11 protein-coding genes are annotated in these 11,645 nt (G+C 62.2%); all 11 read left to right on the top strand.

Annotated features, from left to right (window positions below; translation table 11 throughout):
* The first annotated feature begins 71 nt into the window (after nucleotides 1-71).
* Nucleotides 72-923 (top strand): iron transporter, encoded by an 852-nt coding sequence (locus DW937_RS08405; protein WP_120120637.1) that lies wholly within the window; start codon nucleotides 72-74, stop codon nucleotides 921-923.
* Nucleotides 924-1,030: 107 nt separating this feature from the next.
* Nucleotides 1,031-2,170: an ABC transporter substrate-binding protein gene (locus tag DW937_RS08400; protein ID WP_120120636.1), complete on the top strand. Its 1,140-nt coding sequence runs from the start codon at nucleotides 1,031-1,033 to the stop codon at nucleotides 2,168-2,170.
* A gap of 30 nt (nucleotides 2,171-2,200) precedes the next feature.
* Nucleotides 2,201-3,220: an iron ABC transporter permease gene (locus DW937_RS08395; RefSeq protein WP_120120635.1), complete on the top strand. Its 1,020-nt coding sequence runs from the start codon at nucleotides 2,201-2,203 to the stop codon at nucleotides 3,218-3,220.
* Nucleotides 3,217-5,169: a cobalt-precorrin-5B (C(1))-methyltransferase CbiD gene (gene cbiD, locus DW937_RS08390; RefSeq protein ID WP_120120634.1), complete on the top strand. Its 1,953-nt coding sequence runs from the start codon at nucleotides 3,217-3,219 to the stop codon at nucleotides 5,167-5,169. Before DW937_RS08395 ends, cbiD begins: the two co-directional genes overlap by 4 nt.
* On the top strand, nucleotides 5,157-5,861 hold the full coding sequence (gene cobI / locus DW937_RS08385) for a precorrin-2 C(20)-methyltransferase (protein WP_120020478.1): 705 nt from the start codon (nucleotides 5,157-5,159) through the stop codon (nucleotides 5,859-5,861). The genes cbiD and cobI overlap by 13 nt, the downstream gene beginning before the upstream one ends.
* Before the next feature lie 4 nt (nucleotides 5,862-5,865).
* Nucleotides 5,866-6,627 carry a precorrin-4 C(11)-methyltransferase gene (cobM, locus tag DW937_RS08380; protein WP_097775026.1) on the top strand — a complete coding sequence of 254 codons (762 nt, stop codon included), beginning with the start codon at nucleotides 5,866-5,868 and terminating at the stop codon, nucleotides 6,625-6,627.
* Nucleotides 6,624-7,619, top strand: a complete 996-nt coding sequence (locus tag DW937_RS08375) for a cobalamin biosynthesis protein (protein ID WP_120120633.1) — start codon at nucleotides 6,624-6,626, stop codon at nucleotides 7,617-7,619. Before cobM ends, DW937_RS08375 begins: the two co-directional genes overlap by 4 nt.
* Nucleotides 7,612-8,379 carry a precorrin-3B C(17)-methyltransferase gene (gene cobJ, locus DW937_RS08370; protein ID WP_120120632.1) on the top strand — a complete coding sequence of 256 codons (768 nt, stop codon included), beginning with the start codon at nucleotides 7,612-7,614 and terminating at the stop codon, nucleotides 8,377-8,379. Before DW937_RS08375 ends, cobJ begins: the two co-directional genes overlap by 8 nt.
* Nucleotides 8,376-9,122 (top strand): precorrin-6A reductase, encoded by a 747-nt coding sequence (gene cobK, locus DW937_RS08365; protein ID WP_097781490.1) that lies wholly within the window; start codon nucleotides 8,376-8,378, stop codon nucleotides 9,120-9,122. Before cobJ ends, cobK begins: the two co-directional genes overlap by 4 nt.
* Nucleotides 9,110-10,306: a precorrin-6y C5,15-methyltransferase (decarboxylating) subunit CbiE gene (gene cbiE, locus DW937_RS08360; RefSeq protein ID WP_118528961.1), complete on the top strand. Its 1,197-nt coding sequence runs from the start codon at nucleotides 9,110-9,112 to the stop codon at nucleotides 10,304-10,306. The genes cobK and cbiE overlap by 13 nt, the downstream gene beginning before the upstream one ends.
* Complete coding sequence (locus DW937_RS08355; protein ID WP_120120631.1) at nucleotides 10,303-11,640, top strand: cobyrinate a,c-diamide synthase; 1,338 nt, start codon at nucleotides 10,303-10,305, stop codon at nucleotides 11,638-11,640. The genes cbiE and DW937_RS08355 overlap by 4 nt, the downstream gene beginning before the upstream one ends.
* Nucleotides 11,641-11,645: the final 5 nt, after the last annotated feature.

Genomic DNA, 11,645 nt, shown 5'->3' with positions numbered 1-11,645 from the left:
GAGAGGGTTCATTTTTTATCCGAACAATGGTATAATAAAAGCTGATTTTTTATAATGTAGAGGTATTTCCTATGAAACGCGTCTTTTCCTGTGTTGTCGCTGCTTCTCTGGCACTGAGCCTGCTGGCGGGCTGCGGCGCTTCTTCCACGGCATCTTCTGCAGCTTCCAGTGCTGCTTCTTCCGAGGCGGCATCCTCTGTGGCTTCTGCTGCTGCTGAGACCGCCGCTTTGGCGGATGGTGTGTATACCGCCGAGTTTGACACCGACAGCAGCATGTTCCACGCCAACGAAGCCTGCGACGGCAAGGGCACCCTGACCGTGGAGAACGGCCAGATGACCTTCCATGTCAGCCTTGCTTCCACCCATATCGTCAACCTGTATCTGGGCAAGGCTTCCGATGCCGCCGACCACGAGGCCGACTGGCTGCAGCCCACCACAGATACCGTCACCTACTCCGATGGCACCTCGGAGGAGGTGTACGGCTTTGACATTCCGGTCGCTGCTGTGGATACGGACTTTGACCTTGCCATTCTGGGCACCAAGGGCAAGTGGTACGACCATGTCGTCAGCGTGCGTGATGCCGTGGAAAAGGCTGCGGAAGCCGAGACCCCGGCAGACGGCACCTACACCTGTGATGTGACGCTGGAGGGCGGCTCTGGCCGTGCTGCTGTGGACAGTCCCGCAGCCCTGACCGTGGCGGATGGCAAGATGACCGCCACCATCGTGTGGAGCAGCCCGAACTATGATTATATGATCGTGGACGGCGAGAAGTATTTGCCCACCAACACCGAGGGCAATTCCGCCTTTGAGATCCCCGTTGCCGCGCTGGACACGGCACTGGACGTCACCGCCGACACCGTTGCCATGAGCACCCCCCACGAGATCGAGTATACGCTGACCTTTGATTCTGCAAGTCTGAAGTGACTCCTCCAGTCACCTTCTTTGGCAAAAAGATAAACTTTACCGTACTGCCAAAGCCTCCCTCTATGAGGGAGGTGGCACGGCGCAAGCCGTGACGGAAGGAGTTCCCTATGAAGATCACCCGAAAGCAATTTCTGAAACTGATCCCCGCTGCGGCGCTGACGCTGACCGGCTGCGGCAGCAAGGCTCAACCTGCCAATACGGAAAGTCTTGTTTTCTCCCATCATTACCAGCTGGACTATGCGCAGCAGTTCACAGCGGACTGCTATGAGGGCGGCTATACCATGCTGACCATCGCGGAGTCAGATGCACGGTTCCTTGTTGTGCCGGAAGATGCTGCGGAGGTGGACGGTCTGCCTGCTGATGTGACTGTGCTGCGCCAGCCGGTGGAGAATATTTATCTGGTCTCCACCTCGGTGATGGATCTGCTTTTACATCTGGACGCACTGGACAGCGTGGCCTTTTCCGGCACCAAGGCCGAGGGCTGGTATCTGCCCGCGGTGCAGCAGGCCATGGAAGAGGGAAAAATCGCGTATGCAGGCAAGTACAGCGCCCCGGATTACGAGCAGATCCTGGCGGCAGGCTGCCGCCTTGCCATTGAAAATACCATGATCCTGCACACGCCGGAGGTAAAGGAACAGCTGGAGCACTTTGGCATCCCGGTGCTGGTGGAGCGTTCCAGCTACGAGAGCGACCCGCTGGCCCGCATGGAGTGGATCAAGCTTTACGGCATCCTGCTGGGCAGGGAAGAACAGGCCGAGCAGGTGTTTTCCGCGCAGGAGACAGCCGTTCAGCCCATCCTCTCGCAGAAACCCACGGGAAAAAGCTGTGCCTTCTTCTCGCTGACCACCAACAACCTTGCCACTGTGCGCAAGGGCAGTGACTATGTGGCCCGCATGATCGAAATGGCAGGCGGCAGCTATGTCTTTGCGGACCTGACGGACAATGGCAACAGCCTTGCTACCATGAACCTGCCGCTTGAGGACTTCTATGCAGGCGCAAAGGATGCCGACGTGCTCATCTACAACAGCACCATCGAGGGCATGATCGCATCGGTGAGCCAGCTGACCGAGCGTTTCCCGCTGCTGAACGAGTTCAAAGCGGTGCAGAACGGTCAGGTGTGGTGCACCACCCAGAGCCTGTTCCAGCAGAGCATGGAGCTGGCAGACCTGATCGTGGATATGAACCGGGTGTTTACCAAGGGCACACCTGCCGCCAGTACCCTGAAATTCCTCACCCATGTGGATTAAAGAAGGAAAATTTTACAGAAAGGAAAGCCTATGACCCGTACCAGACGCCTTGCAGCCGCCTATATTGCCCTTGCGGCAGCCGTGGCGGTGCTTTTTGCGCTGAACCTGTTCTGGGGCAGCGTATCCCTTGCACCGGGTGCGGTGCTGACGGCGCTGCTGGGCAAGGGCGGCGATGCGCTTGCGGGGAACATCATCCTGCAGCTGCGCCTGCCCCGCGCGGTCATGGCGGCGCTGCTGGGGGCAGCCCTCAGTGCAGCGGGATACCTGCTGCAGACTTTTTTTGCAAACCCCATTGCCGGGCCATTTGTTATGGGCGTTTCCAGCGGCGCAAAGCTGGCGGTGGCCCTGACCATGGTGGTGTTTCTGGACCGCGGGATGCTGACCAGCTCGGCCACGATGATCGTGGCTGCCTTTGCGGGGGCCATGGCTGCCATGGCCTTTGTGCTGGCGGTGGCCCGGTGGGTGCAGCGCATGAGCATTCTGGTCATCTGCGGTGTGATGATCGGCTATATCTGCTCCGCCATCACCGATATCGTGGTGGCCTTTGCGCAGGATTCCAACATCGTCAATCTGCACAACTGGTCGCAGGGCAGCTTTTCCGGCGTGACATGGGCCAATGTGCAGGCTGCGGCACTGGTGACGCTGCCTGCACTGGCGGCATCCTTTCTGCTTTCCAAGCCCATGGCCGCCTACCAGATGGGCGAAGCATATGCCCGCAGCGTGGGCGTGAATGTCAAGCCTTTCTCGGCAGCGCTGGTGCTGCTTTCCAGCCTGCTGGCGGCCTGTGTCACCGCCTTTGCGGGGCCGATCTCCTTTGTAGGCATCGCGGTGCCGCACCTTGTCAAGCAGCTGCTGGGCAGCGCAAAGCCGCTGTATGTGCTGCCGGGGTGCTGCTTGGGCGGTGCGGCTTTCTGCCTGTTCTGCGACCTGCTGGCCCGCAGCCTGTTCGCGCCCACGGAGCTGTCCATCAGCTCGGTCACGGCCGTGTTCGGCGCACCGGTGGTCATCTGGCTGCTGGTGCGGCGCAATTCAGAGCGGGAGGGCGCATGATGAACGAAAAAGCACTTTGCACTGCGCGGGAGCTTGCCATCGGCTACGGCAAGACACCGCTGCTCTCGGATATTTGCCTCGGGGTGCAGCCGGGCCAGATCCTGACCCTCATCGGCCCCAACGGCGCAGGCAAATCCACCTTACTGCGCACACTGGCGGGCCAGCTTGCCCCCATGGGCGGCACAGTGCTTCTGGCGGGGAAGGATCTTACTGCCTATACCGGTACCCAGCGGGCGCAGAAGCTGGCTCTCATGGCTCCCCACAGCCGCCGGATGGAGCTGACCACCTGCTTTGACTTTGTTTCGGCTGGGCGCTATCCCTACACCGGACGGCTGGGCATTTTGTCTGCCGAGGACAGGCAGCAGGTGCACAGAGCTTTGGAGCTGGTGGGTGCGGCGCAGCTGGCAGACCGGGATTTTAACCGCATCAGCGACGGCCAGCGCCAGCGCATCCTGCTGGCCCGGGCACTGTGCCAGCAGCCGGAAGTGATCCTGCTGGACGAACCGACCTCTTTTCTGGATATCAAGGGCAAAATTGAACTGCTCACCATTTTAAAGGAGCTGGCCCATACCGGCCAGCTGGCGGTGATCCTGAGCCTGCACGAGCTGGAATTGGCCGAAAAAATAGCGGACACGGTGGTGTGCGTTTCGCCCGGCGGTGTTTCCGGCGTGCTGACCCCGGAACAGGCGTTTCAGCCGGAGAACATCCGCACCCTGTACGGCCTGACCGAACAGCAGTACACGGCTCTGTTCGGCACACCGGAGCCGGAAGCCGAAAAGGCACCCGCCGGAAAGCCGCAGTTTGAGCATTACGTCCGCAGCGGGCAGAAGCTGCTGCGCTGCGGCTATACCACCGGCACCTGTGCCGCGCTGGGGGCTGCCGGGGCGGCGCGTCTGCTGCTGACCGGCCGCGAACCGGAAACGGTGGCTCTGCGCACGCCCAAGGGCATTGTGGTGGAGGTGGCACCCCTCTGGTGCCGCAGCACGGACACAGGTGCCGCATGTGCCATCCGCAAGGACGGCGGCGACGATGTGGATGTGACTACGGGCTTGCCGGTGGTCGCGTCGGTGGTACTGGAACCGGATGCCCCCGGCGTACGCATCTTTGGCGGCGAGGGGGTGGGCCGGGTGACGAAGCCCGGCCTTGACCAGCCCGTAGGCGAAGCCGCTATCAACCATGTGCCCCGCCAGATGATTGCCGAGGCGCTGGAACGGGAAGCTGAAAATGCTGCCTACACCGGCGGCTTTGCGGTGACCATCTCTGTGGAAGGCGGTGCCGAGACGGCAAAGCGCACCTTCAACCCGCACATCGGGGTGGAGGGCGGGCTTTCCATTCTGGGCACCAGCGGCATCGTGGAACCCATGAGCCAGCAGGCCATTCTGGATACCATCCAGCTGGAAATGAATCAGGCCGCACTGCGCGCAAAAAATGCCGCCGGCCCCCGGCGGCTGGTGCTGGCCCCCGGCAACTACGGGCTGGATTATCTGGCCAGCGCTCTGCCGCAGTTCGAGCGGTTCCCGGTGGTCAAGACTTCCAACTTCATCGGGGATACGCTGGATATGGCTGCCACGGCCAAATTTGAGGAAGTGCTTCTGGTAGGCCACGTGGGCAAGCTCTGCAAGCTGGCGGCAGGGGTCATGAACACCCACTCCCACACGGCGGATGGCCGCGCTGAAGTGTTTTGCGCCCATGCGGCGCTGTGCGGTGCCGCGCATGAGGTGTGCGCCGCCCTGATGGATGCCGCCACCACCGATGCCTGCCTTGACATTCTGGACGGCGCGCAGCTGCGTGCACCGGTGCTGGAAAGCATCCTTGCCGCCATCCAGATGCATCTGGACCGACGGGCAGGCGGGGCCTTCCGGGTGGGCGCGGTGCTGTTCTCCAACCAGCACGGCCCGCTGGGCGAGACAAAAACGGCAAAGGAGCTGATGCAGGAATGGCAGAACTGAAAGGCACATTTTACGGTGTCAGCGTCGGCCCCGGCGACCCGGAGCTGATGACGCTGCAGGCTGTGCGGCTCATCCGGCAGTGCCCGGTGATGGCCGCGCCGCAGACTGCTTCCGGCCAGATGCTGGCGCTGGACATCGCCCGCAGTGCGCTGGGAGAAGCGCTGGACGGCAAGACCATCGTCCCGCTGTACTTTGCCATGAGCCGTGACCCGGCCGCGCTGGCGGCTTCGCACGAAAAAGCAGCCGCCGCGGTGCGGCAGTATCTGGATGCCGGGCAGGACGTTGCCATGCTGAACATCGGTGATGTTTCCATCTATGCCACCTTTGGTTACCTGCAGGAGATCTTGCAGGCCGAGGGTTATGCCACCGTCATGGCGGCAGGCGTGCCCAGCTTTTGTGCGGCGGCGGCGCGGCTGAATGTGCCGCTGACCGGCGGCATGGATACGCCGCTTACCATTGCGCCCGGCGGCTGGACAGACCGCGTGCTGGAAATGCCCGGCACCAAGGTATTGATGAAAGCCGGCAGGCAATTGCCTGTCTTATTGGATACCCTGCAGCAGGCAGATAAGCTGAAAAAAAGCGCACTTGTGTGCAACTGCGGTCTGCCGGACGAGCGGGTCTACCCGGATCTTTCCCTTGAGCGGCCGCAGGAACAGGCCGGTTATTTTGCCACCGTTTTGGTAAAGGAGTAACGTTATGGTACATTTTGTTGGTGCAGGCCCCGGCGCACCGGACCTCATCACCCGGCGGGGCGCGGCCCTGCTTCAGAAAGCCGACTGCATCATCTATGCGGGCAGTCTGGTGAACCCGGCCCTGCTGGGCCTTGCAAAGGCAGACTGCGCCATTTATAACAGCGCTGAAATGACGCTGGAGCAGGTGCTGGATGTGATGCGGCAGATGGAAGCTGCGGGTAAGATCACCGTGCGCCTGCACACCGGTGACCCCTGCCTTTACGGTGCCATCCGGGAGCAGATGGATGTGCTGGACGCCGAGGGCATTCCCTACGATGATACCCCCGGTGTTTCCAGCTTCTGCGGCGCGGCAGCGGCGCTGAATGCAGAGTACACGCTGCCCACCGTCAGCCAGACCGTCATCATCACCCGCATGGAGGGCCGCACCCCGGTGCCGGAAAAAGAAAAGCTGGCAAGCCTTGCTGCCCACGGGGCAACGATGGTCATTTTCCTATCCATCGGCCTTGTGGACAAAGTACAGCAGGCGCTTCTGGCAGGCGGTGCCTATACGCCGGATACCCCGGCAGCGGTGGTGTATAAGGCCACATGGCCGGAAGAAAAAACGGTTCGCTGCACCGTAGGTACGCTGGCGGAAAGCGTTCATGCAGCGGGCATCACCAAAACGGCGCTCATCGTGGCAGGCGGCTTTCTGGGCCGGAACTATGAGCGCAGCAAGCTCTACGACCCGGCCTTTACCACCGAGTTCCGCAAGGGGACAGACCAGTGACCCGCGCCTATCTGGCCTTTACGGCAAAGGGCCTTGCACTGGCCCAAAAACTGGCGGCGGCATATCCCGGCAGTGTGACCCGCTGCGGCCATGAAGCCGGGCAGGTGCACCTTGCCGATTGGACGGCCCGCCAGTTTGCCGGGAGCGATGCCCTTGTTTTTGTAGGTGCTGTGGGCATTGCGGTGCGGGCCATTGCGCCCCACTGCCAAAGCAAGGCACAGGACCCTGCCGTTGTGGTGCTGGACGAGTGCGGCCGCTTTGCCGTGCCCATCCTCTCAGGCCACCTGGGCGGTGCCAACGACCTTGCCCGGGCGCTTGCCGCTGTGTGCGGTGCGGTGCCGGTGATCACCACAGCCACCGACGCAAACGGTGTGTTTGCGGTGGACGAGTGGGCAAAGCACCAGAACTGCACCGTGCTGGAGCCGGAGCGCATCAAGCTTGTCAGCGGTGCACTGCTGGCGGGCAAAACGGTGCAGTTTGCATCCGACTGGCCCATTGCGGGTGCACCGCCTGATGGGATCACGGCGGGAGATGCCCCGGACTTTGCCCTCACCCTCTGCCCGGCGGGGGATGCGCTGCATCTGGTGCCGCGCATCGGCGTGCTGGGCGTGGGCTGCAAACGCGGCACCAGCGCCGAAACGCTGGCCGAAGCCTTTGCAGCTTTCTGTGCCCAGAACCGCCTTGCGCCGCAATGCATCACGGCGGCGGCAAGCATCGACTTAAAACAAAACGAGGCGGGCCTGCTGACCTTCTGTAAGAGCCACAGCTGGCCGGTGCAGTTTTTCACAGCAGAACAGCTGCGTGCCGCCCCCGGCAGCTTTACGCCTTCGGCCTTTGTGCAGAGCGTTACCGGCGTGGACAATGTCTGTGAACGGTCGGCAGTGCTGGCCGCAGGCGGGACACTCGTTTTTCACAAATATGCCTATACCGGCGTGACCTTTGCGCTGGCCGTGCGGCCCTATGCCCCGGACTGGAGGTGGCAGAATGTTTGACCCGATGGAATTTGAGATCGACGAACCGGAAAAGGTAGTCTACGTGGTGGGCATTGGCCCCGGAGATGTTTACTACCTGACGCAGGAAGCCCAGACCGTTCTGGAACACGCAGATGCCATCTGCGGCTATAAACTTTATCTTGACCTGATCGAGCCGGAGTTCCCATGTGAGGAATATTATTCCACCGGCATGACGCAGGAGATCGACCGCTGCCGCTGGGCGCTGGAAAAGGCGGATACCGGCAGGCGCGTGGTGATGGTGTGCAGCGGCGACGCAGGCGTTTACGGCATGGCCAGCCCTGTGCTGGAACTGGCGCAGGATTACCCGGACGTTGCCGTAGAAGTGGTGCCCGGCCTTACGGCCGCCCTCAGCGGCGGGGCTGTGCTGGGCGCGCCGCTGGCCCACGATTTCTGCGTGATCTCCCTTTCCGACCGGCTTACCCCGTGGGAGGTCATCGAAAAGCGGCTGGCCTGCGCAGCGCAGGGAGATTTCTGCGCTGCACTCTATAATCCTTCCTCCAAGGGCAGGCCGGACTACCTGCAAAAGGCAGTGCGCATCCTGCGCGCAAACGGCAAGGCGGATGATACCGTCTGCGGCCTTGTGCGCAACATTGGCCGCGAGGGCCAGAGCGCCCGGGTGCTGACGCTGGCCGAGCTGGAAGACACGCCGGTGGATATGTTCACCACCGTGTATATCGGCAACAGCAATACCCGCGCCCTTTCGGGCCGGATGGTCACGCCGCGGGGGTACCGTAAGTGAAGGCGGTCGTGTTCAGCGGCACCACCGAGGGCCGTCGCTTTTCCAAAAAGCTGGCAGAGCTTGGCGTTGCGGTAACGGTGTGCGTGGCAACGCCGCTGGGTGCCGAGGAGCAGGGCGAAATGGCGGGCATCACGGTGCACGCCGGGCGGCTGCAGCCGGATGCCATGGCGGCATTGCTGGCGGGAGCTGATCTCTGCGTGGATGCCACCCACCCTTATGCAGTGGATGCCACCAGGAACATCCGCGCTGCAGCGGTGCAGGCGGGCGTGGAATACCGCCGCCTGCTGCGTGCGCAAAGCCCCTTGCCGCCCGGCTGTGCGGTGTTTGAAACAGCAGCGCAGGCTGCAGAATATCTGGCCGGGACAGAGGGCAATATCCTGCTTGCCACCGGTGCCAAGGAGCTGGCTGTGTTTGCCGGGCTGGAACCGGCGCGGCTTTACCCGCGCGTCCTGCCCACGCCGGAGGGCATTGCCGCCTGCGAAGCGGCCAATGTCCCGCACCGGAATATCATTGCCATGCAGGGGCCGTTCAGTCTGGCGCTGAATAAGGCGTTGATAACACAGTTCCAGATCCGGTACCTCGTCACCAAGGACGGCGGCGCAGCGGGCGGCTTTGCCGAGAAGGTGCAGGCCGCTGCCGATACCGGCGCACAGCTGGTGGTGCTGCGCCGCCCGCCGGAAACTGGCGAGACGGAAACACAAATTTTAGCGTATTGCAAGGAGATTTTGCAATGGTCACACTGATCGGCATGGGCAGCGGAAAATGGGAAGCCCTTTCGGCGCAGGCGCAGCAGGCTGTGCGCAGCGCGGGCCTTGTGTTCGGTGCAAAGCGGCTGCTGGCGGGCCTGCCTGCAGACTGCACGGCCCGGCAGTTCGCGCTCTACCAGCCCGCTGACATTCTGGAAACACTGGCACAAAACCCCGGGCAGGATGCTGCCGTGCTTTACAGCGGCGATACCGGATTTTACTCCGGTGCGTCCGGTCTGCTCACGCCGCTGCGGGCGCTGGGCATCCCCGCGCGGGTGTATCCGGGCGTTTCCAGCATCCAGCTGCTTTCAGCGGCGCTGGGCCGACCGTGGCAGGACTGGAAGCTGGTCTCGGCCCATGGCTGCGCCTGCGACCCGGTGGCCGAGTGCATGATGAACCGTTCGGTGTTCTTCCTCACCGGCGGCACTGAAACGCCCGCCTCTCTGTGCCAGAAGCTGACCGATGCCGGTATGGGCGAAGCCCACGGCGTGGTGGGCGAAAACCTTGGCACCGAGGCGGAAGCCATCCGCTACGGTTCTGCTGCAGAGCTGGCGGGGCAGAGCTTTGCACCACTCAGCGTGCTTCTGGTGGAAAACTTTGATCTGCCGCAGCTGCGTGCGCCGGGCTTCCCGGACGAAAGCTTCATCCGGAGCGAGGTGCCCATGACCAAGCAGGAGGTGCGCGCTGCTGCGCTGGCAAAGCTGGCGGTAATGCCCACCGACACTCTGTGGGATGTGGGCGCAGGCACCGGCAGTGTGAGCGTGGAGCTTGCGCTGGCGGCACCCAAAGGCCGCGTTTACGCCGTGGAGTGTGAACCGGATGCCTGTGAACTGATCCGTAAAAACCGGGCAAAGTTCCATGCTTGCAACCTCATCCTCATCGAGGGCCGCGCACCGGATGTTCTGGCAGACCTGCCTGCGCCGGATGCCGTGTTCATTGGCGGCACCAAAGGCGGCATGGAAGCTGTGCTGGATGAAGTGCTCGGCAAGAATCCGAACGCACGCATCTGCATTTCGGCCATTGCGCTGGAAACGCTGGGCGCTGCCATTGCCGCCCTCACGGCCCGGGGCCTGACTGCAGAGGTAACGCAGATCGCCGTCAGCCGCACAAAACCGGCGGGCCGACTGCACCTGCTCATGGCCAATAACCCCATCTTCCTCATTACGGGTACACGCAAATGATGCAATTCCTCATCGCCGCGCCTTCTTCCGGCAGCGGCAAGACCACGGTTGCCTGCGCAGTGCTGGCGGCGCTGAAAAAGCGCGGGGCCGACCCCTGTGCGTTCAAAAGCGGGCCGGACTACATCGACCCCATGTTCCACCGCTCGGCTCTGCAGGTGGACAGCCACAATCTGGATCTGTTTCTTTCCGACAGGGATATGGTGCGGGCCATTTTTGCCCGCTATGCCGCCGGGCATGGTGCCGCCGTGTGCGAGGGCGCTATGGGCTTTTATGATGGTCAGGGCCTGACCACCCGTGCCAGCGCTTGGGAACTGGCGGATACGCTGGGCCTGCCGGTGCTGCTGGTGGTACAGCCCAAGGGTGCCAGCGTGACGCTGGCCGCGCAAATTCAGGGCCTTGTGAACTTCCGCAAAAACAGCCATGTTTCGGGCATCCTGCTCAATGATTGTTCCGAAAAGCTGTATAAAATGCTCAAGACCCTGCTGGAAAGGGAGACCGGCCTGCCGGTGCTGGGCTATCTGCCCCATTTGCCGCAGGCAGCGGTAGAAAGCCGACACCTCGGCCTGAAGACTGCAGATGAAATTGCCGACCTGCAGGAAAAGATCGCCCTGCTGGCCGATGCACTGGTGCTGGATTGGCAGCGCCTTGCCGTGCTGACCGAAAAGCCTGCGCCGGAAGCTTTGCCGGGAGCAGCTGCACCCACATCCGTCCGCATTGCGGTGGCAAAGGACGAGGCGTTCTGCTTTACCTATGCCGAAACGCTGGACGCATTGCGGGATGCCGGGGCGGAGCTTGTGCTTTTCAGCCCGTTGCGGGATGCGGTTTTGCCGGAAAATATAGGCGGGCTGTATCTGCCCGGCGGCTACCCGGAGCTGCACGCCAAAACTCTGAGTGAAAACAAAACCATGCTGGCTTCCATCCGGCAGGCCGTGCAGGCGGGCCTGCCCACAGCAGCCGAATGCGGCGGCTTTCTGTATCTGGGCCGGAGCCTTGAGGATGCCGACGGTAAGGCGTGGCCCATGGCAGACGTTCTGCCGGGCGATGGCATCCGGGTGGGAAGGCTGGTGCGCTTTGGCTATGCCGAAATGACCGCCAAGGCGGACAGTATGCTCTTCTGCGCCGGAGAAACGCTGCCCATCCACGAATTCCACCACTGGGATTCCACCGCAAACGGCGCTGCATTTACTGCCTGCAAAAACGAAAAAATGCAGTGGGAATGCGGCTATGCAAACGAAAATTTCTATGCGGGGTTCCCGCATTTATACTGGGCGGGCACGCCCCTGCCGGGCCGCTTTGTGCGCGCGGCAGAACGATACAGCAAAACAAAAGGATGACCAAA

Origin of the sequence: Faecalibacterium sp. AM43-5AT, assembly GCF_003603345.1 — a bacterium.
In the GTDB taxonomy this organism is placed as follows: domain Bacteria; phylum Bacillota; class Clostridia; order Oscillospirales; family Ruminococcaceae; genus Faecalibacterium; species Faecalibacterium taiwanense.
The sequence above is the reverse complement of the archived record's forward strand: the minus strand, read 5'-3'. Positions and strand labels throughout refer to the sequence as shown.